Origin of the sequence: Phaeospirillum tilakii (assembly GCF_042683125.1) — a bacterium.
In the GTDB taxonomy this organism is placed as follows: Bacteria; Pseudomonadota; Alphaproteobacteria; order Rhodospirillales; family Magnetospirillaceae; genus Phaeospirillum; species Phaeospirillum tilakii.
Genome location: NZ_JBHUIY010000002.1, coordinates 58523 through 82583 on the forward strand (window position 1 = coordinate 58523; position 24061 = coordinate 82583).

A 24061-nucleotide genomic window follows, 5' to 3' on the forward strand; every position below is an offset into this window, starting at 1 on the left:
GCGCTACTTCAGCAGCAGCGCGACCGCCAGCCCGGCGGCGATCAGCCAGGGCAGCACGATCATCACGGCGCGGCCGCCCCGGCGCTGATCGGCCGCCAGCGCCTTGACCGTCTCCGGATGCAGCCGCAGCCCCGAGCCCTGCAACATCGCATAGGTCCGCTCGGTCTCGCGCAGCAGCCGGGGCAGCCGCTCGATCGACTCGGCCACGGTGCCGGCGGCGGCGCGGATCCGCGCCTCGGGGCCGAGATTGGCCCGCATCCAGGTCTCGATCAGCGGCTGGGCCAGCTGCCACATGTTGACGTTGGCGTCGAGATTGCGGCCGACCCCTTCCGCCACCAGCATGCTCTTCTGCAACAGCAGCAATTGCGGCTGGGTTTCCATCGCGAAGGTTTCGGTGATCTGGAACAGCTGGCCGAGCAGGCGGGCGATCGAGATCTCGTGCATCGGCCGGCCGAGGATCGGCTCGGCGATCGAGCGGCAGGCCTGGGTAAAGGCGTCGATCGACTGGTCGGCCGGGACGTAGCCGGCGGCGAAATGGACCTCGGCCACCTTGCGGTAATCGGCGGAGAGGAAGCCGAGCAGCATCTCGCCGAGGAAGCGGCGGGTGTCCTGGCTGATCCGGCCCATGATGCCGAAATCGACCGCGACCAGATTGCCGTCGGAATCGACGAACAGGTTGCCTGGATGCATATCGGCATGGAAGAAGCCGTCGCGGAACACCTGATTGAAGAAGGCCTCGGCCGCCTTGCCGACGATGGCGGTGGGGTTGTGGCCGGCCTGGATCAGGGTGTCGCGTTCATCGATCGGGGTGCCCTGGACCCATTCGAGGGTCATCACCCGCTTGCCGGTGCGGACCCAATCGACCTCGGGGACGCGGAAGCTCTCGTCGCCGCGGAAATTGTCGGCCAGCTCGGCCGCCGCCGCCGCCTCGAAGCGCAGGTCCATCTCGAGATTGACCGATTCCTCGAAGGTGCGGACGGTTTCGAGCGGCTTCAGCCGGCGCAGCCGGGGCAAAGCGCGCTCGGCGGTCTGGGCCATCCACAGCAGCAGGTCGATGTCGCGGCGGAACTTGGCGGCGACGCCGGGGCGCAGCACCTTGACCGCGACGTCGCGGCCCTCGACGGTGGTGGCGCGGTGGACCTGGGCGATCGAGGCCGCCGCCACCGGATTATCGTCGAAGGCGGAATAGAACTGGTCGAGCGGGCCGCCCAGTTCTTCCTCGATGATCTTGCGGGCCTGTTCGGCCGGGAAGGGCGGCAGCCGGTCCTGGAGGCCGGACAGGTCGGCGGCCATCTGTTCGCCGAGCAAATCGGGCCGGGTCGACAGCGCCTGACCGAGCTTGATGAAGGAGGGGCCGAGTTCGGCCAGCGCCATCGCCAGCCGCTCACCCGGCCGCAGCGCGGCGACGGCGCGGCGCCGGCCGAGGCGCGGCGGCCGGATCTTCAGCGGCCACGACACCAGCCGGGCCGGCGGGAAGTTTTCCTCGAGCAGGAACAGCGCGTCGTAGCGGGCCAGCACCCGGGCAATCGAGGCCAGACGACTGAGATTCCGATACGCCTTGATCACACGCGCCAGCCGGAATGAATGGCCGCGATGCCGGCCGACAGGTTGCGCACCGACACCCGCTCGAACCCGGCCTCGGCGATCATCGCCGCCAGTTCGCCCTGGGGCGGGAACTTGCGGATGCTCTCGACCAGATACTGGTAGGCGTCGCGGTTGCCGGTGACCATCTCGCCGACGCGCGGCAGCACCTGGAACGAATAGGCGTCATAGGCCTCGCGCAGCCCGGGCACCACCACATGGCTGAATTCGAGGCACATGAAGCGCCCGCCCGGCTTCAGCACCCGATAGGCCTCGGCCAGGGCGGCATCCCAGTGGGTGACGTTGCGCAGGCAGAAGGCGATGGTGTAGCGATCGACGCTGCGGTCGGGCAGCGGCAGGGATTCGGCGTTGCCGCACACCCAGGTCAGCCCGCCCGACAGATTGCGGTCGAAGGCGCGGTCGCGGCCGACCGCCAGCATCTCGCGATTGATGTCGCAGACGGTGACCGGGCCGCCGCCGCGCTTCTTCCAGCCGAAGGCGATGTCGCCGGTGCCGCCGCCGACATCGAGCAGGACCTGATCCGGGCGCGGGCGCAGCATGTCGAGGAAGGTGGCCTTCCACAGGCGATGGATGCCGACGCTCATCAGGTCGTTCATCAGGTCATACTTGCCGGCGACGGAATCGAACACGTCGCGGACCAGACCGGCCTTCTCGGTCTCGGCCACGGTGCGGAAGCCGAAGTGAGTGGTGCCGGCGGGGGTGCGGGAAGAGGAATCGCTCATCATGGGGCGGCACGATAATCCAACAGCGGCGCGGGTGCGAGGGGGATCTGGTCCCCCCCGCGCAGAAAAAGCGGAGCTAGAGCTGCCAGCCGCGCAGCCCGGGCGGCAGGGCGACGCCGCGCCACATCCCCTTGATGTCGGCGACCAGCCCGCCCGGGGCCAGCAGCGCGGCGAAGGCCTCGGCGGTGAAGGCGGCGTAGGGGGCGTGCGGCACCGCGCCGACCACGCAATCATAGCCGCCGGCGCCGTCGAGGCTCGGCATCAGCGTCTCGCCATATTCGTGCGCCGCCTCGGCCGGGTCGGCCAGCGGATCGTGGACATCGACCCGGTGGCCGGCCTCGCGCAGGGCGCGGATCACGTCCACCACCTTCGAGTTGCGCAGGTCGGGGACGTTTTCCTTGAAGGTCAGGCCGAGCACCAGGATCCGGGCGTTGTCGGCCAGCTTGGCCGAGATCCGGTCGGCGATCCAGCGCCCCATCCCGTCATTGATCCGCCGCCCGGCCAGCACGATCTCGGGATGGTGGCCGTGATCGATCGCGCAGCGGGCGAGGTAGAACGGATCGACCCCGATACAGTGGCCGCCGACCAGCCCCGGCTTGAAATTGAGGAAGTTCCACTTGGTGGCCGAGGCCTCCAGCACGTCGTGGATCGAGATCCCCAGGTTCTGGAAGATCATCGTCACTTCGTTGATGAAGGCGATGTTGATGTCGCGCTGGGCGTTCTCGATCACCTTGGCCGCCTCGGCGACGCGGATCGAGGCGGCCTCGAACACGCCGCCCCGGGTGACCTTGCCGTAGACGGCGGCCAGCATCCGCGTCACTTCGGCGGTCTGGCCGGCCACCACCTTGGTGATGGTGTCGACGGTGTGCTCGCGGTCGCCGGGATTGATCCGCTCCGGGCTGTAGCCGAGGAAGAAATCGACCCCGCATTTGAGGCCGGACACCCGTTCCAGCTCGGGGCCGCAGATGTCCTCGGTGACGCCGGGATAGACCGTGCTTTCGAACACCACCACCGCGCCGGGGCGGATCGCCTCGCCGACGGTGCGGCAGGCGCTCAGCACCGGGCGGAGGTCGGGTTCGTTGGCGGCATCGACCGGGGTCGGCACGGTGACGATGTAGAGGTCGAAGCCGGCGATCGCGGCGGGGTCGGCCGACAGTTTCAGCGTGCTGGCGCGCAGGGTGGCGGGGGCGACCTCGTCGGTCCGGTCGTGGCCGCGCTGCAACTCGGCGATGCGCGCGGTCGAGATGTCGAGGCCGAGGGTGGGGAAATGACGCGCGAGCGTTACCGCCAGCGGCAGGCCGACATAGCCGAGGCCGACGACGGCGACGCGAAGGGAGGAAGACATCGACACAACTCTCATCATCGGAGCAAGGAGGCGACTTTCGCCGCAGCCGGTCCCCGCTGTCAACGGTCACCGCCGCCGGGCGGCCCCGCCCGGAGCGCCGGCGGCACGAAGGGGAACGAAAACAACCCGTTGTCCCGGCCGGGCGGGGGCGGCGGCGCGAAATCGACCGGGCGATGAAGCCGTGGGTTGCTCCTACCGGCATCTTGGATCAAGATAAGATGCCGCCGCCCAAGAACTGGCGCGCGCGGGACAGCAGAATGTCGTCGGGACGGTGTCCGCATGTCACTCCCTACCATCATCGGGTTTTTCCTCAGCCTGGTGTTGTTCGTGGGCGCGATTCTGATCGCCACCACGAATGTTAAGATTTTCCTTCACCTGACCGGCTTCATGATGGTGATCGGCGGCACGCTCGCCGCGACCCTGGTGGCGTTCGAGCTGCGCTATGTCCGTCAGGCGATGGGGCTGCTGAAGGCGATCTTCTTCACCCCCAAGATGGCGCGCGAGATGCTGACCAACGAGGTCGCCCGCGTCATCCGCTGGGGCTACCTGATGCAGAAGGGCGGCATCACCGCGCTGGAAACCGACACCCGGGCGCTGAAGAGCCAGGATCCCTTCCTCGCCTTCGGCATCAATCTGGTGATCTCGGGCTATACCGGGGCCGAGGTGCGGCAGTTGCTGGAGAACCTGATCGAGACCTCGTTCCAGCGCCATGTCGTGCCGACCGAGATTCTCAAATACATGGCGAGCAACGCCCCCGGCTTCGGCATGATGGCCACCCTGGTCGGTCTGGTGGTGATGCTCGACAATCTCGGCAGCGACCCGTCCAAGCTCGGCGGCGGCATGGCGGTCGGCCTGCTCGGCACCCTCTATGGCGTGCTGTTCGCCCGCATGGTGCTGATGCCGGCGGCCAACAAGGCGTTCCAGCGCGAATCGATCGTTCGCTTCCGCAATCAGGTGGTGGCCGAGGGGCTGGCGCTGCTGGCCGAGCGGCGCAGCCCGCGCTTCATCCAGGACGCGATGAATTCCTATCTCGATCCCTCGATCCACTTCGACATCGACAAGGTCCGGCGCTGACCGGAGGGAGCGCGCGATGAGCCGGTTCGAGAAGAAGAACGAGGAACCGCTGGAAGACTGGCTGCTGTCCTACGCCGACATGATCACCCTGGTGATGGCGTTCTTCGTGCTGCTGGTGTCGATGTCGAAGATCGACCTCAGCAAGTACGAGGAGGTCCAGGCCGGCATGGCCCGCGACATCGGCAACCGCGACGTCACCAAGCCGTTGCAGGACCTCAGCACCGAGCTGCGCGGCAAGGTCGCCGGGGCCGGGGTGGAGGATTCGGTCGATATCGGCCGCGACGATCGCGGCGTGGTGCTCAATCTCGCCAGCGGCGGGATGTTCAAGCCCAGTTCGGCCGAGATCCTGCCGGCGATCCGCCCGCTGCTGAAGGACATCGCCGAGACCCTCGGCCAGAAGCGTTTCAACGGCTATCAGATCGAGATCCAGGGTCACACCGACGATACCCCGGTCAGCACCCCGCAATTTCCCAGCAATTGGGAATTGTCGAGCGCCCGCGCCCTGGCCACCCTCAAGGTGCTGAACGAACTCGGGATCGACACCGCGCGGATGAAGACCGCCGCCTTCGCCGACAACGCCCCGCGCGTCCCCAACCACAGCGACACCGGTCAGCCCTATCCCGAAAATCAGGCGATCAACCGCCGGGTCGAGATCCACGTCTATCCGCGCTGACCCCTCGCCCGGGGGGATCAGGCGCGGTGGGCGGTCAGGATCAGCCGCTGGCCATGCACCGGCTCGTGATAGAGCTGACGCAGGCCCTTGACCGTCAGCGAGGCCTGGAACTGGCGCGGCGGGCAGGCATTGTCGGGGAACAGGTCCCAGTGGCAGGGGATCGCCAGCGCCGGCCCGACCCGGCGGACCAGTTCCGCCGCCTCCCAGTGCGACAGGTTGCCGTAGCCGCCATTGATCGGCACGCACACCACGTCGGGCAAATGCTTGAGTCCGGCCTCGGCCAGCCGGTCGTGCCAGCCGGTGTCGCCGGTGATCCACAGCTTGGGCCCGCCGCCGGCCTGGATCAGCAGCCCGACATGGTTGAGGTCGCCGGCATCGGTCGGCAGGGCGAAGGTGCCGGTCAGGCGCAGGTCGCCGTGTTCGATCACCCGGTTGGGCCACAGCAGGTCGCGGTCGCCCTCGGCGATGCCGGCATCGGCGAACACCGTCTGGGTGTCGCCCGGGCCGAGGAAGCCGCCGATCCGGCCGCTCCAGGCGCAGGCGGCCAGGGTGGCGGGGTCGGCATGGTCGCGGTGGGAATGGGTGCAGACCACCAGATCGGCCTCCAGTTCCTCCGGGGCCAGCGGCGGCGGCACCATCCGGGCGAGGTCGAGCCCGCGCCGCGACGGGTTGCAGGAATCGGTCAGGTAGGGATCGACCGCCACCACCCCGCCGCCGGGGGATTTCACCACCCAGCCATTCTGCCCGAGGAACCACAAGGCGAGGCTGCCGGGTTCGACCCGGGTCTCGCGGATCTCGGTCGCCAATGCCGTCATCGCCCCTCTCGCCGTCACGTCCGGGTGTCGGCCGAAGTATCCGTCCGATCAGCCCGTTCGCCAAGGGGTCCCGGCGGAGACGAAGGCGATAGGTCGAGCGGATGCTGGGGGCCGGTCTCGGCCCGCGCCGCCAGTTCGGGCCGGGGGCGGGGGCGCAGCAGGTCGGCCAGCGCCTCGGCCGGCGCGGGGATTTCCCCCAGCCACAGCGGCCAGTCCTCGGGGGCGAGCGGCACCGGCATGCGCGGATGCAGTGCCGCGACCGGATCGCGGGCCTCGGTGGTGATGATGGTGGCGCTGCGCCGCCATGTTCCGTCCGGGCCGCGCCAATTGTCCCACAGCCCGGCCAGCGCCAGCAGGCCACCCTGGCGCGGGGCGATGCGGTGGAGCCGGCGCGGCGGGTGGTCGTCGCGTTCGAAGAAATCCTCGGCCGGGATCAGGCAGCGGCGGCGCTGGAACGGGTCGCGGAACGCCGGCCGTTCGGCCAGGGTCTCGGCCCGGGCGTTGAACAGCTTGCCGGCCGGCACCGCCTCGCGCGTCCAATGCGGGATCAGGCCCCAGCGGGCCGGGTCGAGCGTTCGCCGTCCCGTCGCCGGGTTGAAGCGCAGGATCAGGATCGGCTGGCCGGGGGCCAGGATGCCGTCGGGCGTCGCCTCGGTCGGCGGGGCGGCGGCGAAGGTTTCGGCCAGCGCGGCGGGGGAGGTGGTTCGGGTGAAGCGTCCGCACATCGGGGCAGTGTATCACGTCCGCTCGCGCGGGCGCTGCCCGCGGGCCCGCCGGGGCACGGCCCCGGACCCCCCTCTTTTTCAGGGGAGGGCGTGCCAGTGCAGATGGTCGTGCTGGTGGGCGTGGCGGTGCAGGGTGGCCGGGATCAGGTGGCCGTCGCGCAGCACCGCGCCCCGGGTCGCTAGGCGCGCCAGCAGGGCATCGTCGTGCGAGACGATCACCATCGCCTGATCGAGGCCGCTCAGCACCTGTTCCAGCCGGTGGGCGTGGTCGCGGTCGAGCGCGTTGGTCGGCTCGTCCAGCAGCAGCACCTCGGGGCGCATCGCCAGCAGGGCGGCGAGGCTGACCAGCCGTTTCTCGCCGCCGGAGAGGTGGTGGGTGATGCGGTCGCGCAGCGGGGTAAGGTCGAGTTCGGCCAGGGTTTGCTCGGCACGCTGGCGGGCGGCGTCGGGGGCGAGGCCGAGATTGAGCGGACCGAAGGCGACGTCCTCGATCACCGTCGGCGAAAACAACTGGTCGTCGGCGTCCTGGAACAGCAGGCCGGCGCGGCGGCGCACCTCGTGGAAATCGCGTTCCCGCCGCCGTTCGGCGCCGAAGGCAACAAGGCGGCCGGCGCTCGGTCGTTCCAGTCCGACCAGGGTGCGCAGCAGGGTGGTCTTGCCGGCGCCGTTGGCCCCGACCAGCGCCAGCCGTTCGCCGGGATCGAGCCGCAGCGACAGGCGGTCGAGCACCACCCGGCCGCCGCGTTCGACCCGCACCGCATCAAGGTCGAACAGCGGGCTCATCCCAGCCGGTCCGCCGCCAGGGTCAGCGCCAGCACCAGCCCCAGCCCGGCGGCGAAGCCGGCATCGGCGCGGCCGAAGCGGGATTCGTCGATCAGGGCGAAGCGGCCGGCGAAGCCCCGGCAGCGCATCGCCTCGTCGATCCGCTCGGCGCGGGCGACGGCGCGCACCAGCAGGGCGGCGATCAGGTCGGCCAGGGTGGCGAAGGCGTGGCGCGACAGGCGGGGGCGGAAGGCGCGGGCGCGCAGCGCCTCCTGCAACCGGGTCGCCTCGGCCCCGATCAGCCCGACATAGCGCGCGGCGAACAGCAGCAGATGGACCAGCCGCGCCGGGGTGCCGAGCCGGGCCAGGGCATGGCCCAGCCGCACCGGCTCGACCCCGCCCAGCAGGGTCAGCAGCGCCACCGCGCACAGCCCGACCCGCAGCAGGATTTCCGCCGCCCGCTCCAGCCCCGGCCGCGACAGCGCCAGCGGCCCCCATTCCACTGCCGCCGGCCCCGGCATGGTCAGCGGCAGCGTCGCCAGCAGCACCAGCAGGAAGCCCTCGACCTGAAGCAGCCGGCGCGCCAATTGCCGCGCCGGCACCCCGGCCAGCAGGGCCAGCCCGACCGCCAGGGCCAGCGCGGCGGCCAGCACCCCGGGCGAGTGCAGCGCCAGCGCGGTGGCCAGCGTCGCCAGGGTGGCGAGCAGACAGGTGCGCGGGTCGAGGTCGCTCACCGCCGCCGCCGCGCCGCCCAGGCGAGGCCGAGCCCGGCCAGCCCGACGATGTAGCCGATCCCGCCGACGAGATCGTTGAGCCTAAGCCGGCTGTCCGCCTCGATCTGGGCGGCGATCAGCGGGTCGAGCCGCCGCGCCAGCACCCGTTCGACCGCCGCCTCGATCCGTGCCTCCTCGGGCGCCGGCCCCGCCGCCACGGGTACTGCGACCGGCGCCGCCCCCAGGCTGGTCTCGATCGCGTGCCCGTCGCCGCAATCGACGGCGATGCGATAGGCATCGGGCCGGGGCGGAGTCCAGCGGAAGCGGCCTTCCGCGTCGGTGGCGAGCCGTGCCACTTCCTGCCCGGCCGGATCGTGGATGATCACGCTGGCGCCCTGCGGCCGGCCGCCGCCGACGAAGAACGCCTCGCCCTCGATGTCGGTGCCGGCCTGGGTGACGAACAGCTTGAGCTTGTGCGCCTCGGCCGGCCCGGCCGCCAGCAGCAGGACGGCCAGCGCCAGCGATCGGGCTGCCGCCCGAACCCGCCCGGGGCGATGCCCCGGACCCCCTTTATTTTCAGAAAAAAGGGGGTTTGGGGCATCGCCCCAAGCGGGGTGCGGGGCGGCAGCCCCGCTCATGGCGCCACCTCGATCGGCGTGACGATCAGATCGGGCCGGACCCGGGCCAGACTGCGCAGCAGCAGGGCGGTCAACACCGCCTCGACCCCCGCCAGCGGCAGATAGGTCAGCGCCACCAGCCGCAGGCTGGGCAGGTAATCGCTCGACGACGCGGCCAGGGCGAGGGCGACACCGCCGGCACTGCCGAGCGGGGCCAGCCCGCCGACCAGGGCGCCGAGCGCCAGCAGCCGGCCGGGGCCGGCTCCGGCCAACGCCGGGCGGACGGCGGCGGCGAGCAGGATCCCGGGCAGGGCCATCGTCACGGTGTTGACGCCGAGGCTGGTCAGGCCGCCGACCCCGAACAGCACCGCCTGCAACACCAGCCCGACGAACACGGCGGGGAAGGCGCGCCAGCCCAGCACCAGCCCCATCAGCCCGCCGAGCAGGGGATGGACGCTGGTCGGCCCGAGCGGCACCGCCACCAGCGAGACGACGAAGAAGGTGGCGGCGAGGATCGCGGTGGGGGGGATCGCCCGTTCGTCGAGCCGGCGCAGGCCGAGCGCCAGTCCGCCCGCCGCCAGCAGCGCGCCGCCGGCCAGCACCGGGACCGCCAGCACCCCGTCGGGAATGTGTGCCATCGCCGCCGCCCTACTTGGCCGGGGGCAGGTCGGTGGCCCGCACCCAGATCAGGCCGCCCAGTTCGCTCTTGGCCGGCTTGCCGTCCGGGCCTTTGGCCGCCGGCCCCTCGGTCAGGGCGGCGAAGCCCCACCAGCCGGCGCGCGGCAGGGTGGCGGCGAACACCCCGTTCTGGTCGGTGCGGGTGACCTGGGTGACGAACGCCTCGTTGGGCGCGGTGACCGAGCCGTCATTGGCCCATTCGATCTCGACCGGGACGAAGGCCGCCGGCTTGCCCTTGACCCGCACCACCCCCCGGAACAGGCTGCCGGTCCACAGCCCGGTCGGGCGGGTCAGCGGCTCGATCTCGACCGGCAGGCCGACCGGCTGCTCCCAGCCCTCGCCCGAGGCGTAGCCATCGACCACCACCTTGGCGTAATGGGTGATCCAGCGCCGTTCCGCCGGCTCCCAATAGGGCTGCGGCTCGACGAACAGGGTCACCGCGCCGGGGCGGGACAGGCTGGTGTCGAACCGCCAGCCCTGGTGACCCTCGACCTTGTCCTCGCGCAGGCTGGCGGTCAGGTCGGTGACCTTGCCGCCGGCGGCGAGGCCGACCCGCTTCGGCCGGGCGAGGTCCATCACCGGGCCGCGCTCCATCGGATGGGTGAACAGCAGCGCCACCGACAGGGCGCCGCCCTCGGGCAGCACGTCGGCACTGGGCAGGATTTCGAGGAAATGGGCCTGGGCCGGGGCGGCGGCGAGCAGGGCGGCGGCGAGCAGGGCGAGGGCGGCGGGACGGGGCGGCATCGGCGGGGCTCTCCTGGTGACGGTGGGGTCAATTGAGCGATTCGGCGGCATAGCCGCCCTCGCCGTCGGGACGGCGCAATTGGTAACGGTCGATCTTGGCGCGCAGCCCGACCCGTGACAGGCCGAGCAGTTCGGCGGCGTGGCTGATGTTGCCCCGGCTGCGGGCCAGCGCGTCCTCGATCTCGCTGCGTTCCAGCGCCTCGACCCGGTCCTTGAGGGTGGCGCCGATGCCGGCCGGGGCGGGGGCGAGGATGCGCGGCGACAGCAGCTGTGGCCCGAGCGGCTGGTTGGCGTCGGACAGCGCCACCATCCGCTGGATCTCGTTGTGCAGCTCGCGCACGTTGCCGGGCCAGCCATAGGCCTCCATCCGCCGCAGCGTGTCGGGGGCGAAGCCGGGCACGGCGCGGTGGAAGGCCTGGTTGACCTGGGCCAGGATCCGCTCGGCGATCGGGGCGACGTCCATCCGCCGCTCGGCCAAAGGCGGGATGTGGATCGGGAACGCCGCCAGCCGGTAATAGAGGTCGCGGCGGAAGCGGCCGGCCGCCACCTCGCTTTCCAGGTCGCGGTTGGTGGCGGAAATCACCCGCACATCGACCCGGCGCGGCCGCTGCGCGCCGACCGGGCGGATTTCGCCCTCCTGCAACGCCCTGAGCAGCTTGACCTGGAAGGCGGGCGAGGTCTCGCCGATCTCGTCGAGGAACAGGGTGCCGCCGTCGGCGACCTCGAACAGGCCGATCCGGTCCTGATAGGCCCCGGTGTAGGACCCCTTCTTGCTGCCGAACAGCTCGCTTTCGAGCAGATGCTCGGGCAGGGCGCCGCAATTCTCGACCACGAACGGGCCGCCGGCCCGGGCCGAGCCCTGATGGATGGCGCGGGCCAGCAATTCCTTGCCGGTGCCCGAGGCGCCGGTGATCAGCACCGAGATGTCGTAGGCGGCGGCGCGGCGGGCCAGTTCGATCACCTTGGCCACCGGGCTGGTGGCGGCATGGACGATCGGGTCGAACCCGTCGGCGGCGGGCGGGCGGACGGGCAGGGGGCGCGCATCGTTGGCCGGGGTCTGGGTCAGGCGCTGGAACAGCCAGGCCGCCTCGGCGACGGTGGCGAGCAGGCGGTCGGGCTGCCATGGCTCGGCGACGACGCGGTACAGCCCGGCATGGTCGAGCCCGGCGACGATCTCCTCCGCCGCCAGCCCGCCGGCCAGCAGCAGCCGCACCGGGTCGGGCCAGTGGGTGCGCAGCCGCGACAGCAGGGCGAGGCCGCTCTCGCCGCCGACCCGGGGGGCGCACAGCACCACCGCCACCATCGCCCCGGCCAGCACGGATTCGGCCTCGGCCCCGCCGGTGACGGTGATCACCTCGAACACCGGGGCCAGCGCCTGCCGCAGCGCCTCGCGCAGGCCGGTTTCCTCGGCCACCACCAGGATTGGACTGGGTTTGCTCATCGTCCCCCGCCCCCCTCAGCAGATCCGTGGCAATTGCTCGCCGGCCAGCCAATCGACGATCCGTTCGCCGCCGAAGGCGGTGCGCATCCGCACCAGCCGGCGCGGATCCTCGACCACCGTGCCGACGATCGCCGCCGCCGCCCCGAGCGGATGGGCCCGCATCGCCGCCAGCAGCGTTTCCGCCGCCTCGGGGGCGACCACCGCCACCAGCTTGCCCTCGTTGGCGATGGTCAGCGGATCGAGCCCGAGCAGTTCGCACACCGCGCTGACCGCCGGCTTGACCGGGATCGCCGCCTCCTCCAGCGCCATGCCGACGCCGGACTGGCGCGCCAGCTCGTTGAGGGTGGCGGCCAGCCCGCCCCGGGTCGGGTCGCGCATCAGCCGCAGCGCCGGCCCGGCGGCGGCGACCATCGCCGCCACCAGCGGCACCAGCGCGGCGCAGTCGGATTCAAGATCGGTGGCAAAGGACAGGTTTTCCCGCTGCGACAGGATCGCCACCCCGTGATCGCCGACGCTGCCCGACAGGATCACCCGGTCGCCCGGCCGGGCGCGGTCGCCCGACAGTTCCAGCCCGGCCGGCACCACCCCGATCCCGGCGGTGGCGATGAACAGGCCATCGGCCTTGCCGCGTTCGACCACCTTGGTGTCGCCGGTGACCACCGCGACCCCCGCCGCCCGCGCCGCCGCCCCGATCGAGCGGGCGATGCGGTCGAGATCGGCCAGCGGGAAGCCTTCCTCGATGATGAAGCTGGTCGAGAGGTAGAGCGGAGTCGCCCCGGCCATCGCCAGATCGTTGACGGTGCCGTTGACCGCGAGCTTGCCGATGTCGCCGCCGGGGAAGAACAGCGGCGACACCACCGCGCCGTCGGTCGAGAACACCAGCCGGCCGCCGGCCGGAATCGGCAGCGCCGCCTGATCGTTGCCCTGGGCGAGATAGGGGTTGGCCAGCGCCGGGGCGAAGATCGAGGCGATCAGTTCGGCCATCGCCTTGCCGCCGGCGCCGTGGATCATCTCGACCCGGCCGCCGGAGGGCGGGGTGGGGCGCGGCGCGGTCATGCCGGCACCGCCTGCCCGGCCGGGGCGGCGCGGAAGCGGCCATAGCTCCAGCGCGCGGCGCAGGCGCCCTCGGCCGAGACCATGCAGGCGCCGACCGGATGGTCGGGGGTGCAGCCGGTGCCGAACAGCCGGCATTCCTCCGGCCGCTTGCGTCCGCGCAGGATCGCGCCGCATTCGCAGGCGGGCGGATCGGCCACCGGGCGGGGGGCGAGGTCGAAGCGGGCCTCGGCGTCGAAGCGGGCGAAGGCGGGGCGCAGCTTCAGCCCGCTGGCCGGCAGCGATCCCAGTCCGCGCCAGGCGAAGGCGCCGCGCGGCTCGAACCAGCGTTCGACCAGGGCCTGGGCCTTGCGGTTGCCACCGGGGGTGACGGCGCGGCGGTACTGGGTCTCGATCCGCGCCTCGCCGCGATTGATCTGACGCACCAGCATCAGCACCGCCTGGAGCAGGTCGAGCGGCTCGAACCCGGCCACCACCAGCGGGGTGGCGAATTCGGCGGCACAGAAATCGTAGGCCTCGGCCCCGATCACGGTCGAGACATGGGCCGGGCCGATCACCCCGTCGAGATCGGCCGCCAGCCCGTCGGCGCCGGCCAGGATCGCCCGCATCGCCGGGGGGGTCAGCACATGGTTGCAGATCAGGGCGAAATTGCCGAGCCCGGCCGCCTCGGCCTGTTCCAGCGCCACCGCGCTGGCCGGGGTGGTGGTCTCGAAGCCGATGGCGAGGAACACCACGGTCCGCTCCGGCTCGCGCTGGGCGATCGCCACCGCGTCGAGGGTCGAATAGACCATCCGCACGTCGGCCCCCGCTGCCTTGGCCTTCAGCAGGCTGGTCCCGCCCGAGCCCGGCACCCGCAGCAGGTCGCCATAGCTGCACAGGGTGATCCCGGGCCGCCGCGCCAGGGCGATGGCGGCGTCGATCCGCTCGACCGGCAGCACGCAGACCGGACAGCCGGGACCGTGGATCAGCCGCACCGCCTGTGGCAGCAGGTCTTCCAGCCCGTAGCGGGCGATGGCGTGGGTATGGCCGCCGCAGAATTCCATCAGGCGGTAGGTCCGCCCCGGCTCCGCCTCGGCGGCGATGGTGGCGGCAAGGCCGCGGGCGAGGCCGCCGTCGCGGAATTCATCGACATATTTCATGCCGCGCCCTCCGCCGTCAGCGCCGCCGCCTCGGCCAGCAGGTCGAGGGTGCGGCGGGCCTCCTCCGGGTCGATCCGGGCCAGGGCATGGCCGACATGGACCACGACGTAATCCCCCACCGCCACCCCGTCGAGCAGCGCCACCGAGATTTCCTTGGTCACCCCGTCAAGGCTGACCAACGCGCGTTCGCCGGGATGAAGCGCGACGATTTCAGCGGGAATGGCAAGACACATCACGTCCCCCATGACGAAGAGCAAGACCGGAGACCACGCCGCCCGGCGTGTCGCTCCGATGTTCGCGGGGGATCCCCCGCACTCCCTGCCGGGGCCTTGGCGGCCCTTCGTTTCTTTTGTTCTTGTTCCGCCTCCCTTTACGGGGACGGATTGGTTAGGGCTTCAGTATAGCCGATTGCACCGGTTTTGCGACCCGAACCTACGCTCAAGGCGAGAAGTCGGCGGGCTCCCGCCCGCACCCGGCCGGGGCGATGCCCCGGACCCCCTTTGTTTTTAAAATTTGCGGGCCAAGGCCGCCTGACCCAATGACAGGCCGCCGTCGCCGCAGGGGACGGCGCGGGCCAGCAGCGGGGTCAGGCCTTGCCGACGCAGGGCGGCGGCGAGGCCATCGGCCAGCACCCGGTTGGCAAGGCAGCCGCCGCCCAGGGCGACCCGGTCGGTGCCGAATTCGGTGGCGGCGGCGGCGATCCAGGCGGCAAGGCCGGCGATCAGGGTGCCGTGGAACAAGTCGGCGCCCTCGGTGGGGGTGAGGCCGGGGGTGGCCAGGGTGGCGAGCAATGGGAGGAAGTCGAGTTGGCCAGCCGTCAGGGTGAAGCCATCGGGCAGCGGGCGCGGGGTTGTGACCAGCGCCTCCAGTTCCATCGCGGCCTGGGCTTCGTGGTCCTGCACCAGACGCAGGCCGAGCAGGGCGGCGGCGGCGTCGAACAGGCGGCCGAGGCTGGTGGTGACCGGGGCACGGTCGATCCGCGCGGCCAGGGCGGCGGCCAGGGGTTGGGTGGGGAAACGGGCCGCCGCCGCGTCGGCGCGGCCGAGCCGGGCCAGCGCCGCCGTCGCCATCCGCCACGGCTCGCGCGCGGCGCGGTCGCCGCCGGGCAAGGCGAGCGGGGCGAGGGCGCCCAGGCGCTGCCACGCGCCGGCCTCGATCCGGAGCAGTTCGCCGCCCCAGGCGGTGCCGTCATCGCCGAGCCCGATCCCGTCGAGGGCGGCGCCGAGCAACGGTTCGTCGATGCGATGTTCGGCGGCGATCGCGGCGATGTGGGCGGCATGGTGCTGGACCCGAAGCACGGGGCGGCCGAGGGCGGCGGCGATCTCCTCGGCGATGCGGGTCGAGCGGTAGTCGGGATGGCGGTCGCACACCACCAGATCGGGGGTCAGGCCGAGCAGCCCGGTCAGGCCGGCGGCGACCTCGCGCAGGAAGGCATCGGCGGCGGGGCTGTCGAGGTCGCCGACATGCTGCGACACGAACGCCTCGCGCCCCCGGGTCAGCGTCACCGTCGCCTTGAGATGGGCGCCGAGCGCCAGCACGCAGGGGCCGTCGCCGCCGAGGTCGAGCGGTTCCGGCACCAGTCCCCGGCCGCGCCGCAGCACCGCCGGGGCGCCGTCGGCCAGCATCAGCAGCGAATCATCGAGCCGGGTGACGATGGCGCGGTCATGGCCGACGATCAGGTCGGCGATCCCGCCCAGCCGGGCGCGCGCCTCGGCATCGTCGATCACCAGCGGCTCGCCGCTGGGGTTGGCGCTGGTGGCGACCAGTGCCACCGGCAGCGGCTGGGTGCGCCAATCAATCCCGTCCGGTGCCCCGGCCAGGGCGTGGAACAGTACTTCGTGCAGGGCCGAGGGCGGCAGCATCAGCCCGATTTGGGCCAGCCCCGGCGCCACCCCCGCCGCCAGTGCTCTGGCCCGCCCCGGCATCAGCACGATCGGCCGGGCCGGGCCGGCGGCGGCGGCGCGGTGCCCCGCTTCCGGCCGGGCGAACCGGTCGAGCGAGGCTTCGTTGGCGACCATTACCGCGAACGGCTTGGCGTCGCGGCCCTTGCGGGCGCGCAGGGCGGCGAGCGCGGCCGGGTTGGTGGCGTCGCACAACAGATGGAAGCCGCCGACCCCCTTAAGGGCGACGATCCGCCCGGCCCGCAACGCGGCGACGATTTCGGCGAGCGGGGTGTCGAGACGCGGCCCGCAGACCGGACAGGCGATGGTCTCGGCATGGAAGCGCCGGTCGCGCGGATCGCGATAGGCGGCGGCGCAGGCCGGGCAGAGCGGGAAATCGGCCAGCGCGGTGTTGGCGCGGTCATAGGGTAGGGCGCGGACGATCGAGGCGCGCGGCCCGCAGCGGGTGCAACTGAGGAAGGGATAGAGATGAAACCGGCTGCGGGGATCGAACAGCTCGGCGAGACAGTCGGGACAGGGCGCCAGATCGGCCGGAATCGCCGCCGCCGCCGCCCCCTGCCCGGCACTGGCCCGAATGACGAACCCGCTCTCGCCGCAAGGTGCCCGTGACGCACGCTCGAACGCGACGATGCGGGCCAGCGGCGGCGCCTCGGCGATCAGCCCGACCCCGAACGCCTCGATTGCCCCCGCCGCGCCTTCGACCTCGATGGTGACGCATTCCCCATCATTGCGAACGAACCCGGCCAACCCGTGCCGCTCGGCCAACCCGAACACGAACGGCCGAAAGCCGATCCCTTGCACCACCCCGCGCAACCGGATCGCCTCACGAACAAGAAGGGGGTTCGGGGCATCGCCCCGAGCGGGTGCGGGCGGCAGCCCGCCGAGTCGCCCCCGGTTCACCGTGCCGCGAAAGCCCGCGCGGTGGCGGCGGCCAACCCGGCCTCGCCCCGTACCCATTCGACCAGCGGCCCCAGCCCCTCGCCGGTCCGCGCCGACACCTCCATCACCCGCAGACGCGGATTGACTCGCCGGGCGTTGGCGAGGCAGGCGGCGACATCGAAATCGAGATGGGGCAGCAGGTCGCTCTTGGTCAACAGCATCAGATCGGCGAAGGCGAAGATGTCGGGATATTTGAGCGGCTTGTCCTCGCCCTCGGTCACCGACAGCAGGACGACGCGGCGGGTCTCGCCGAGATCGAACCCGGCCGGGCAGACCAGATTGCCGACATTCTCGATCACCAGCAGCCCGCCGACGGCGAGCGGCAATTCGTCCAGCGCATGGCCGACGGCGTGGGCGTCGAGGTGGCAGCCCTTACCGGTGTTGATCTGCACCGCCGGGACGCCGGTGGCGCGGATCCGCTCGGCGTCGTTGGCGGTCTGCTGGTCGCCTTCGATCACCACCACCGGCGGCTGCCCGGCCAGTTCGGCGATCAGGCGGACCAGCAGGGTGGTCTTGCCGGCGCCGGGGCTCGACATCAGGTTGAGCGAGAACAGCCCGGCCTCGGCGAGGCGGGCGCGGTTGGCGGCGGCGTGGGCGTTGTTGCGGGCGAGGATGTCGCGCTCGATGCGAACGATCCGGTCGGGGGCCACCCCGGGGGCGTGGGCGGCGCCGAGCGCCGGGGTCTGGTCGTGGGCGCGGTCGTGGTCGCCGCCGGCCCACGGCCCGTGGTCATGGTCGTGCCCATGATCGTGATCGTGGGGGTGGTCATGGTCGTGATCGTGGCCGTGGGGATGGTCGTGGTCATGATCGTGGGGGTGACCCGCCGGGGTGTCGTGGTCGCCGCAGCCGCATACGGTGCACATCATCCGATCTCCACTTCCTTGAGCCGCAATTGGTCGCCTTCGGTCATCTGGACGTGCGCGCACCCGCATTCCGGGCAGGCGCCGAAGCGTTCCGCCAGCGGGACGATCTTGCCACAATCGAGGCACCAGCCGGCACCCGGGATGTGACGGATGTCGAGCCTGGCCCCTTCGGCGATTGTGCCCCGGCTGACCGCCTCGAAACAGAAGCGGATCGCGGCGGGATCGACATGGCTGAGGGCGCCGATCTCGACCACCAGGGCGGCGGCGCGGCTGAAGCCGGTTTCGCGGGCGGCGTCCTCGACCAGGGCGATCAGGCTTTCGGTCAGGGCCATTTCATGCATCGGCTTGGTCCTCCGCCCGCGCCCCGGTGACGGTGACGACGCGGGCGACGCAAGGGTCGTACAAGGCGGCGAGCCGGTCGATCGCCGTGGCGGGATCCGCCTCGGCGTCGAGCCGCAGCCCGGGCAAGGCGGCGGCGAACGGCCCGGCGGGGGCGAAGGCCCATTCGGTCGGGGCCAGGATGTGGTAGCGGACCAGCCGGCCGGCGCGGTCGAGTCCGACCAGATGATGCAGCCGTCCGCGCGGGCTTTCCACCACGGCGAAGCCGAGCCCGGGTTCGAGTTGGCCGGCGCGCAGCCAGTCCTTTTGGCTTTCGCCAAGCGGGCTGCCGCCCGCGCCCGCTTGGGGCGATGCCCCAAACCCCCTTCTTTTCAAAAATAAAAGGGGGTCCGGGGCATCGCCCCGGTTGGGTCTGGGCGAAAGCCCAGCGGCGGCGGCGATCTCGTCGAGGCGGGTGCGCAGGCGGGCGGCGGCGTCGCAGGGCAGGGTGGCGATGCGGCCGGCGGCGACGGCGCGGGCCAGCGGCCCGGTCTGCGGCCGGCGGCCGGGCAGGCTGGGGCGGGCGGCGAAAGAGTCCCCGTCGCGATCGAGCGCGGCCAGCACCGCCGCGTCGTCGGCGGCGGTGAGGGGATCGGGCGGGGTCGGCTCGACCGCGCCGAGGCCGGCGGCATCGGCCAGCAGCCGCGCCGCCCAGGATCCGGGCGGCGGGTCGGCGGGGCCGAGCCCGAGCCGCGTCAGCGCCCCGGCCGGATCGGTTCCGGCCAGGGCGGCGCGGGCGGCCTGCATTTCGTCCGGGGTGGGCGGCACCCGGGCGGCGAAATCGATCAGGCAGGCGCGCAGCAATTCGCCCAGCCGCTCGGCGGCGAGGCGGCCCGGCGGCGGGAGCGGCGGTTCGCGTCCGGCGGCGGCGGCCAGCGCGGCGGCGGCGGCGCTCTGCTGCGACAGGGCGCACAGGCCGTGCAGCCGGCCGATCGCGGTCGGCACCGCGTCGAGCGGCAGCCGGGCCAGCAGCGGGGTCAAAGCGCGGCGGCGGTCGCAGGCGACGGTGACCGCGCCGATCCGCCCGGCGGCGAGGGTGGCGGCGATGCGGATCCGGCCGGGATCGGGCAGGCCGCTCATGCCGCTCCGGCCGGCGGGGTGAACAAGGCGGTGAGGACGCTGGCAGCGGTGGCGCGGGTCACCGCCGGGTCGGGGAAGGCATGCATCGGCGAGAACAACGAGGCGGCATCGACCCGGCCGAAGCCGTCGAGCAGGCCGACGGTGAGGGCGACGGGGCCGGCCGGCAGCGGCAGCGACCAGGACTCGCCCGGTCCGGCCGGCGGCAGCGGCGCGTCCTCGGCCAGCGCGGCGACGGCGAGGTTCATGAACCAGGGGGTGATCACCACCCCGAGCGCCCAGCCGCGATGGGGCCGGAAGCCGACCGCCTCGACGCCGAGGCGCGGATTGACGATCGGCAGGTCGCCCAGCCCGGCGGCGATGGCGCGGTAGCGCCCGACCAGCCGGTCGGCGACGGCGCGGGCGGCGGCGGCCTCGTCGCTCATGCGAAATAGGCCGAGGCGATCTCGCGCAGCCGCAGCGCCGAATCGCGCCGGTCCTCGGCGGCGGCGCACACCGTTTCCGGCACCGCGCCGATCTCGATCGCGTCGAGCTGGATCTTGCCGGCGCCGTTGCGGTAGCGCACCGACCACACCCCGCGACAGGCGGTGGCGGCGACGTGGCAGTCGCCGGATTCGCCGCGCACCGCCAGTTCGACCGGCCCCTGGCCGAGCTGGTCGCGCAGCCAGCCGACCGCCGGGTCGGGCATCACCGGCGGCGCGACGGTCAGGGCGTAATTGGGCTGGCCCGGCTGCCAGTGCGCGGCGGCGTGGGCGATCTCGGCCAACAGGGCGTGGCCGGACTCGGCCCCGTCCGGGGCGGCGGCGGGAAGAGTCAGCGGCGGCAGCGGCGCCACCGCCGGCAGCAGGTCGCCCGGCACCGGGCCGACATCAAGCGCCTCGCCCACCATCTGCCCGTCGGCATCGCTGATCCGCAGCCGCCACAGACCGGCCATCACCGCTTCCTCGGCCTCGATCCGGCGGCCGTCGGGGCGGCGGATGCGGGCGATCACCTCGCCGCGTCCGGTGATGTCGTCGAGCAGGGCGCGCTCGGTCGCGTCAAGATCGGCCGGCAGCGGGAAGCGTTCGCTGGCGCCGCCCTCCAGCGCGTCGGCCAGGCGGGGCAGCAGGGTGGCGATGCGCGGGCAGGCGGCGGCCAGCCGGGCGCCGTCGGCGGAGGCGAGCAAAGCGAGGGGACGGTCGAAGGTCATGGCTGATGCTCCGGCTGTGGCTGGCAGGACGGGGCTGCCGCCCCGCGCCCCGCTTGGGGCGATGCCCCAAACCCCCTTCTTTTTTCGAAAAAAAAGGGGGTCCGGGGCATCGCCCCGGGCGGGTGCGGGCGGCAGCCCGCCTTCAACCCGGGGGGTCTCCGCGCAGGAAATCGGGCAGGGTCGGCTCGCGGTCGATCAGGTCGGCGAACAGATGCTCGAACGGCTTTCCCTCCATCGCGGCGGCGAGGCCGTCGAGGGCGTCATCGATCCGGCGCGCCTCCTCCTCGTCGAGCACCCGCACCGCGGTGCCGAGATGGACCAGCAGCGGTGTACCGAGAGGGACCGGGCCGATCAGCAGCAGCGATATCGGCTCGACCGCGCCGCGCCGTTCGCACAAGGCGGTGACGTCGTCGCCGCCGACCACCCGCATCGGGACGCCGAGACACATCGCGGTCAGAGCCCGGCGGCCGCCCGCTCGAAGCGGGCGGCGTCGAGATCGTGGCCGAGCAGGGCGGCCTCGTCGCCCGGGGCGCGGCGGACCAGCGGGATGCCCCAGCCGGTCAGAACCCTGGCGGCGGTTTCGACCGCCGGCTCCAGCGCGGCGCGGACCGGCTCGGTCAGCGGCCCGCCCCAGTTTTCGAGGTCGAGCGGCTGGCAGCCGATCAGGGTCAGGCGGCGGGGATAACGGCCGAGCAGGTCGGCCGCGCTCAGCACCTCCTGGAACCCGGTCTGGTGCAGGCTCATCTTCTTGGCCCCGGTGAATTTCGGCACCTCGTCATCCTCGATGACGCGCAGGGTGCCCGGGGGCAGGCCGTAATCGATCGCGTCGAACAGCAGCAATTGCTCGGCGGCGGTGACGTACTGGACCAGATACAGGCCCTGGGTGCCGCCGTCGAGCAGCTCGATCTCGGGCGGGGTGACGTAGGCGCGGTGGAACGCCTCCAGCGCCCGCACCCCGAACGCCTCGTCGCCCCACAGCAGGTTGCCGATCCCCAGCACCAGGGTGGGGGCGACGGGCACGGTCTCAGTGACGGAAGTCATCGCGGAACACACGCTCGCCCGAAACGATCGAGGAAATCATGCTCTGGCGCGACAGGATGTCTTCCCGCACCGCGGCATAGATGTGGATCACCACGAACACCACGATCGACCACATGCCGAGATGATGCCAGGTGTGGAGATCCTGCGAGTTGGGGAACAGCCAGAACATCCAGCCCGCCAGATGGGCCTGCCACGAATCCGCCCCGGCCCCCTGCGAATAAAGCGCCAGCCCGGACCAGATCATGAAGATCAGCACGAACAGGAAGCTCGACATCGCCGCGTTGGCCATCGGGTTGTGGCCGATATACTTCTTCGGGGTATCGACCAGGAACATGTACCACTTCAGTTCGTAGATCAGACCCCACTGCCACAGCCGGTCGAAGATGGTGGGGAAGAAGATCTGGCGGGCATAGCGGTTGCCGACCAGCGCCCAGTAGAAGCGGAAACACAGCGCCACCGCCACCACGTAGCCGGCGGAGAAATGGGCGTAGCGGATATAGCCCATCAGGAACCGCTCACTGGCCTCGCCCGGCACCGACGGCAGCGGCGAGCCGATCAGATAGCCGGTAACGCACAGCACCACGATCGCCAGGGCGCTGATCCAGTGCCAGATCCGTACCGCGGTCTCGTAGACATAGACGGTCTGTCGGCTGAAGGCGAACTCGCCTTCGGCGTCGAGGGGCCCTTCGAGCTTGGAGAAATCAGTCGCCATGGCCGTTGCCTTTCCGTCCTGGGTTGCAGGGGCCTGGGTTGCGGGGGGGGGGGGGGCCGCCGGCGCGTCAGCGCACGGCGACCTTGGCCATCTCCTGTCCCTCCGGGCTGATCACATGGGTCGAACAGGCCAGACAGGGGTCGAACGAATGCAGGGTGCGGATGATCTCGAGCGGCTGGGCCGGATCGGCGACCGGGGTGTCGAGCAGCGAGGCCTCGAACGCGCCGATATTGCCCTGGGGATCGCGCGGGCTGCCGTTCCAGGTGGTCGGCACCACCGCCTGATAATTGTCGATCTTGCCGTCCTTGATCTTGATCCAGTGGCCGAGCGCACCGCGCGGGGCCTCGGTGAAGCCGACGCCGCGCGCCTCCTTCGGCCAGGTCTCGGGCGACCATTTCTCGGTGTTGGCGGTGGCGAACTGGCCGGTCTTGATGTTGCCGAGCAGCCGGTCCTGGAACGTCCGCAGCTTGGCGGCGGCCCACTGGCATTCGAGCGCGCGGGCGGCGGTGCGGCCCAGCGTCGAGAACAGGGCGGTCAGCGGCAGGCCGAGATCGGTTAGCAGCTTGTCGGCCGGTTCCTTGAACTCGGCCTTGCCCTGGGCGTAGCCGATGATGTAGCGCGCCAGCGGTCCGACCTCGACCGCGTTGCCCTTCCAGCGCGGCGACTTGATCCAGGAATATTTGCCGGATTCGTCGAGCGCCGCGATGTTGGTGCGGGTGCCCTTGAAATGGGGGCCGGGCTGGAAGTTCGGCTCGGTCACGCCGTCGAACGGATGCAGGCCGACGCTCTCGTCCGGGTATTTGTACCAGGAATGGGTGACGAACTCCTGCACCTGATCGGGCGCGGTCAGGTCGATCGGATGGATTTCCTTGAGGTTGCCGTTGAGGATCACCCCGCGCGGCAGCAACAGGCTCGCGTCGGAATAATCGTTGGCGCGGTCGGGGATGTCGCCGTAGCTCATCACCGACCGCGACGACAGCCCGCCGCCATACAGCCAGTCCTTGTAGAATTTGGCGATCGCGGCGACGTCGGGCAGATAGACCTGCTCGACGAACTCGATGGTGCGGTCGATCACCGACGACACCAGATTGAGCCGTTCGATGTTGATCGCGCCGACCGCGCCGGTGCCTTCGATGTTGATGGCGCAGGGCACGCCGCCGACCAGCCAGTTGGGGTGCGGGTTCTTGCCGCCGTAGATGGTGTGGATCTTGACGATTTCCTTCTGGAAATCGAGCGCCTCAAGGTAATGCGCCACCGCCATCAGGTTGGCCTCGGGCGGCAGCTTGTAGGCGGCGTGACCCCAATAGCCGTTCTTGAACGGCCCGAGCTGGCCGGATTCGACGAACTTGGTCAGCCGGACCTGGAGGTCCTTGAAATAGCCGGGCGAGGACAGCGGCCAGGGCGAGATCGCCTGGGCCAGCGCCGAGGTCGCCTTGGGATCGGCCTTCAGCGCCGACACCACGTCAACCCAGTCGAGCGCGTGCAGGTGATAGAAATGGACCAGATGGTCATGCACCTGCAACGCCAGCTGCATGATGTTGCGGATGATGTTGGCGTTGTCGGGGATCTTGATCCCGAGCGCGTTCTCGACCGCGCGCACCGAGGTCAGCGCGTGGGTGCCGGTGCAGACGCCGCAGATCCGTTCGGTGAAGGCCCAGGCGTCGCGCGGATCGCGCCCCTTGAGGATCACCTCGATGCCGCGCCACATCGTCCCGGTCGAGACGGCGTTGCGGATGACGTTGTGTTCGTCGACATTGACCTCGACGCGAAGATGCCCCTCGATGCGGGTGACCGGATCGACCACCACCCGGGTTCCGGACGAGTCGAGGGTGAAGCCGTTGGGAGTCTGAACGGGCAT

General features: G+C 71.5%; 26 protein-coding genes. 2 read left to right on the forward strand and 24 right to left on the reverse strand.

Annotation, left to right across the window (positions count from 1 at the left end; translation table 11 throughout):
• Nucleotides 1-3: 3 nt before the first annotated feature.
• The 3 genes from ubiB to ACFSNB_RS01345 form a co-directional block, all read right to left on the reverse strand.
• Entirely contained in the window at nucleotides 4-1566 is a 1563-nt protein-coding gene (ubiB, locus tag ACFSNB_RS01335) for a 2-polyprenylphenol 6-hydroxylase (protein ID WP_377313746.1), read from the reverse strand.
• Nucleotides 1563-2324, reverse strand: a complete 762-nt coding sequence (gene ubiE, locus ACFSNB_RS01340; protein ID WP_377313748.1) for a bifunctional demethylmenaquinone methyltransferase/2-methoxy-6-polyprenyl-1,4-benzoquinol methylase UbiE — start codon at nucleotides 2322-2324, stop codon at nucleotides 1563-1565. The genes ubiB and ubiE overlap by 4 nt, the downstream gene beginning before the upstream one ends.
• 76 nt (nucleotides 2325-2400) lie before the next feature.
• Nucleotides 2401-3669 (reverse strand): nucleotide sugar dehydrogenase, encoded by a 1269-nt coding sequence (locus ACFSNB_RS01345; RefSeq protein ID WP_377313750.1) that lies wholly within the window; start codon nucleotides 3667-3669, stop codon nucleotides 2401-2403.
• A gap of 279 nt (nucleotides 3670-3948) precedes the next feature.
• On the opposite strand from ACFSNB_RS01345, the gene ACFSNB_RS01350 reads away from it, so the two are divergent.
• Nucleotides 3949-4743, forward strand: a complete 795-nt coding sequence (locus ACFSNB_RS01350) for a motility protein A (RefSeq protein WP_377313752.1) — start codon at nucleotides 3949-3951, stop codon at nucleotides 4741-4743.
• Nucleotides 4744-4759: 16 nt separating this feature from the next.
• A complete protein-coding gene (locus ACFSNB_RS01355; RefSeq protein ID WP_377313754.1) occupies nucleotides 4760-5416 on the forward strand; it encodes an OmpA/MotB family protein in 657 nt (218 codons plus the stop codon).
• 17 nt (nucleotides 5417-5433) lie between these two features.
• Here the strand turns inward: ACFSNB_RS01355 and ACFSNB_RS01360 are convergent, their stop codons facing one another.
• The 21 genes from ACFSNB_RS01360 to ACFSNB_RS01460 form a co-directional block, all read right to left on the reverse strand.
• On the reverse strand, nucleotides 5434-6231 hold the full coding sequence (locus ACFSNB_RS01360; RefSeq protein ID WP_377313756.1) for an MBL fold metallo-hydrolase: 798 nt from the start codon (nucleotides 6229-6231) through the stop codon (nucleotides 5434-5436).
• Between the two features lie 14 nt (nucleotides 6232-6245).
• Nucleotides 6246-6956, reverse strand: coding sequence for an SOS response-associated peptidase (locus tag ACFSNB_RS01365; RefSeq protein WP_377313758.1), 711 nt, complete (start codon nucleotides 6954-6956; stop codon nucleotides 6246-6248).
• Between the two features lie 78 nt (nucleotides 6957-7034).
• Complete coding sequence (locus tag ACFSNB_RS01370) at nucleotides 7035-7739, reverse strand: energy-coupling factor ABC transporter ATP-binding protein (RefSeq protein ID WP_377313760.1); 705 nt, start codon at nucleotides 7737-7739, stop codon at nucleotides 7035-7037.
• Nucleotides 7736-8452, reverse strand: coding sequence for a cobalt ECF transporter T component CbiQ (cbiQ, locus tag ACFSNB_RS01375; protein WP_377313762.1), 717 nt, complete (start codon nucleotides 8450-8452; stop codon nucleotides 7736-7738). The genes ACFSNB_RS01370 and cbiQ overlap by 4 nt, the downstream gene beginning before the upstream one ends.
• Entirely contained in the window at nucleotides 8449-9069 is a 621-nt protein-coding gene (locus tag ACFSNB_RS01380) for a carboxypeptidase-like regulatory domain-containing protein (RefSeq protein ID WP_377313764.1), read from the reverse strand. The genes cbiQ and ACFSNB_RS01380 overlap by 4 nt, the downstream gene beginning before the upstream one ends.
• Nucleotides 9066-9686 (reverse strand): cobalt transporter CbiM, encoded by a 621-nt coding sequence (gene cbiM / locus ACFSNB_RS01385; RefSeq protein ID WP_377313766.1) that lies wholly within the window; start codon nucleotides 9684-9686, stop codon nucleotides 9066-9068. The genes ACFSNB_RS01380 and cbiM overlap by 4 nt, the downstream gene beginning before the upstream one ends.
• 10 nt (nucleotides 9687-9696) lie before the next feature.
• The gene (locus ACFSNB_RS01390; RefSeq protein ID WP_377313768.1) at nucleotides 9697-10470 is read right to left on the reverse strand and encodes a DUF4198 domain-containing protein; all 774 of its coding nucleotides are present in this window, start codon (nucleotides 10468-10470) and stop codon (nucleotides 9697-9699) included.
• A gap of 28 nt (nucleotides 10471-10498) precedes the next feature.
• Complete coding sequence (locus ACFSNB_RS01395; protein ID WP_377313770.1) at nucleotides 10499-11911, reverse strand: sigma-54 dependent transcriptional regulator; 1413 nt, start codon at nucleotides 11909-11911, stop codon at nucleotides 10499-10501.
• A 15-nt stretch (nucleotides 11912-11926) separates the two neighbouring features.
• The gene (hypE, locus tag ACFSNB_RS01400; protein WP_377313772.1) at nucleotides 11927-12967 is read right to left on the reverse strand and encodes a hydrogenase expression/formation protein HypE; all 1041 of its coding nucleotides are present in this window, start codon (nucleotides 12965-12967) and stop codon (nucleotides 11927-11929) included.
• Nucleotides 12964-14103 (reverse strand): hydrogenase formation protein HypD, encoded by a 1140-nt coding sequence (hypD, locus tag ACFSNB_RS01405; protein ID WP_377313774.1) that lies wholly within the window; start codon nucleotides 14101-14103, stop codon nucleotides 12964-12966. Before hypD ends, hypE begins: the two co-directional genes overlap by 4 nt.
• Nucleotides 14100-14336 (reverse strand): HypC/HybG/HupF family hydrogenase formation chaperone, encoded by a 237-nt coding sequence (locus ACFSNB_RS01410; protein ID WP_377313776.1) that lies wholly within the window; start codon nucleotides 14334-14336, stop codon nucleotides 14100-14102. Before ACFSNB_RS01410 ends, hypD begins: the two co-directional genes overlap by 4 nt.
• A 273-nt stretch (nucleotides 14337-14609) precedes the next feature.
• Nucleotides 14610-16904: a carbamoyltransferase HypF gene (gene hypF, locus ACFSNB_RS01415; RefSeq protein WP_377313778.1), complete on the reverse strand. Its 2295-nt coding sequence runs from the start codon at nucleotides 16902-16904 to the stop codon at nucleotides 14610-14612.
• On the reverse strand, nucleotides 16901-17806 hold the full coding sequence (gene hypB / locus ACFSNB_RS01420) for a hydrogenase nickel incorporation protein HypB (RefSeq protein WP_377314027.1): 906 nt from the start codon (nucleotides 17804-17806) through the stop codon (nucleotides 16901-16903). The genes hypF and hypB overlap by 4 nt, the downstream gene beginning before the upstream one ends.
• Nucleotides 17806-18147, reverse strand: a complete 342-nt coding sequence (gene hypA / locus ACFSNB_RS01425; RefSeq protein ID WP_377313780.1) for a hydrogenase maturation nickel metallochaperone HypA — start codon at nucleotides 18145-18147, stop codon at nucleotides 17806-17808. The genes hypB and hypA overlap by 1 nt, the downstream gene beginning before the upstream one ends.
• On the reverse strand, nucleotides 18140-19264 hold the full coding sequence (locus tag ACFSNB_RS01430) for a hypothetical protein (protein ID WP_377313782.1): 1125 nt from the start codon (nucleotides 19262-19264) through the stop codon (nucleotides 18140-18142). Before ACFSNB_RS01430 ends, hypA begins: the two co-directional genes overlap by 8 nt.
• Nucleotides 19261-19686 carry a [NiFe]-hydrogenase assembly chaperone HybE gene (hybE, locus tag ACFSNB_RS01435; RefSeq protein ID WP_377313784.1) on the reverse strand — a complete coding sequence of 142 codons (426 nt, stop codon included), beginning with the start codon at nucleotides 19684-19686 and terminating at the stop codon, nucleotides 19261-19263. The genes ACFSNB_RS01430 and hybE overlap by 4 nt, the downstream gene beginning before the upstream one ends.
• A complete protein-coding gene (locus ACFSNB_RS01440; protein WP_377313786.1) occupies nucleotides 19683-20450 on the reverse strand; it encodes a hydrogenase expression/formation C-terminal domain-containing protein in 768 nt (255 codons plus the stop codon). Before ACFSNB_RS01440 ends, hybE begins: the two co-directional genes overlap by 4 nt.
• Nucleotides 20451-20592: 142 nt before the next feature.
• The gene (locus ACFSNB_RS01445; RefSeq protein WP_377313788.1) at nucleotides 20593-20898 is read right to left on the reverse strand and encodes a HypC/HybG/HupF family hydrogenase formation chaperone; all 306 of its coding nucleotides are present in this window, start codon (nucleotides 20896-20898) and stop codon (nucleotides 20593-20595) included.
• A 5-nt stretch (nucleotides 20899-20903) separates the two neighbouring features.
• Nucleotides 20904-21491: a HyaD/HybD family hydrogenase maturation endopeptidase gene (locus ACFSNB_RS01450; RefSeq protein WP_377313789.1), complete on the reverse strand. Its 588-nt coding sequence runs from the start codon at nucleotides 21489-21491 to the stop codon at nucleotides 20904-20906.
• Nucleotides 21475-22203, reverse strand: coding sequence for a Ni/Fe-hydrogenase, b-type cytochrome subunit (gene cybH, locus ACFSNB_RS01455; RefSeq protein ID WP_377313791.1), 729 nt, complete (start codon nucleotides 22201-22203; stop codon nucleotides 21475-21477). Before cybH ends, ACFSNB_RS01450 begins: the two co-directional genes overlap by 17 nt.
• 67 nt (nucleotides 22204-22270) lie before the next feature.
• Complete coding sequence (locus ACFSNB_RS01460) at nucleotides 22271-24061, reverse strand: nickel-dependent hydrogenase large subunit (RefSeq protein WP_377313793.1); 1791 nt, start codon at nucleotides 24059-24061, stop codon at nucleotides 22271-22273.

Bases quoted from the DNA above. Each gene is read 5' to 3' on its own strand.
- ubiE (WP_377313748.1), bottom strand. From the start codon at position 2,324: ATGAGCGATTCCTCTTCCCGCACCCCCGCCGGCACCACTCACTTCGGC.
- ACFSNB_RS01345 (WP_377313750.1), bottom strand. From the start codon at position 3,669: ATGTCTTCCTCCCTTCGCGTCGCCGTCGTCGGCCTCGGCTATGTCGGC.
- ACFSNB_RS01350 (WP_377313752.1), top strand. From the start codon at position 3,949: ATGTCACTCCCTACCATCATCGGGTTTTTCCTCAGCCTGGTGTTGTTC.
- ACFSNB_RS01355 (WP_377313754.1), top strand. From the start codon at position 4,760: ATGAGCCGGTTCGAGAAGAAGAACGAGGAACCGCTGGAAGACTGGCTG.
- ACFSNB_RS01360 (WP_377313756.1), bottom strand. From the start codon at position 6,231: ATGACGGCATTGGCGACCGAGATCCGCGAGACCCGGGTCGAACCCGGC.
- ACFSNB_RS01365 (WP_377313758.1), bottom strand. From the start codon at position 6,956: ATGTGCGGACGCTTCACCCGAACCACCTCCCCCGCCGCGCTGGCCGAA.
- ACFSNB_RS01370 (WP_377313760.1), bottom strand. From the start codon at position 7,739: ATGAGCCCGCTGTTCGACCTTGATGCGGTGCGGGTCGAACGCGGCGGC.
- ACFSNB_RS01380 (WP_377313764.1), bottom strand. From the start codon at position 9,069: ATGAGCGGGGCTGCCGCCCCGCACCCCGCTTGGGGCGATGCCCCAAAC.
- cbiM (WP_377313766.1), bottom strand. From the start codon at position 9,686: ATGGCACACATTCCCGACGGGGTGCTGGCGGTCCCGGTGCTGGCCGGC.
- ACFSNB_RS01390 (WP_377313768.1), bottom strand. From the start codon at position 10,470: ATGCCGCCCCGTCCCGCCGCCCTCGCCCTGCTCGCCGCCGCCCTGCTC.
- ACFSNB_RS01395 (WP_377313770.1), bottom strand. From the start codon at position 11,911: ATGAGCAAACCCAGTCCAATCCTGGTGGTGGCCGAGGAAACCGGCCTG.
- hypE (WP_377313772.1), bottom strand. From the start codon at position 12,967: ATGACCGCGCCGCGCCCCACCCCGCCCTCCGGCGGCCGGGTCGAGATG.
- hypD (WP_377313774.1), bottom strand. From the start codon at position 14,103: ATGAAATATGTCGATGAATTCCGCGACGGCGGCCTCGCCCGCGGCCTT.
- ACFSNB_RS01410 (WP_377313776.1), bottom strand. From the start codon at position 14,336: ATGTGTCTTGCCATTCCCGCTGAAATCGTCGCGCTTCATCCCGGCGAA.
- hypB (WP_377314027.1), bottom strand. From the start codon at position 17,806: ATGTGCACCGTATGCGGCTGCGGCGACCACGACACCCCGGCGGGTCAC.
- hypA (WP_377313780.1), bottom strand. From the start codon at position 18,147: ATGCATGAAATGGCCCTGACCGAAAGCCTGATCGCCCTGGTCGAGGAC.
- ACFSNB_RS01430 (WP_377313782.1), bottom strand. From the start codon at position 19,264: ATGAGCGGCCTGCCCGATCCCGGCCGGATCCGCATCGCCGCCACCCTC.
- hybE (WP_377313784.1), bottom strand. From the start codon at position 19,686: ATGAGCGACGAGGCCGCCGCCGCCCGCGCCGTCGCCGACCGGCTGGTC.
- ACFSNB_RS01440 (WP_377313786.1), bottom strand. From the start codon at position 20,450: ATGACCTTCGACCGTCCCCTCGCTTTGCTCGCCTCCGCCGACGGCGCC.
- ACFSNB_RS01445 (WP_377313788.1), bottom strand. From the start codon at position 20,898: ATGTGTCTCGGCGTCCCGATGCGGGTGGTCGGCGGCGACGACGTCACC.
- ACFSNB_RS01450 (WP_377313789.1), bottom strand. From the start codon at position 21,491: ATGACTTCCGTCACTGAGACCGTGCCCGTCGCCCCCACCCTGGTGCTG.
- cybH (WP_377313791.1), bottom strand. From the start codon at position 22,203: ATGGCGACTGATTTCTCCAAGCTCGAAGGGCCCCTCGACGCCGAAGGC.
- ACFSNB_RS01460 (WP_377313793.1), bottom strand. From the start codon at position 24,061: ATGCCCGTTCAGACTCCCAACGGCTTCACCCTCGACTCGTCCGGAACC.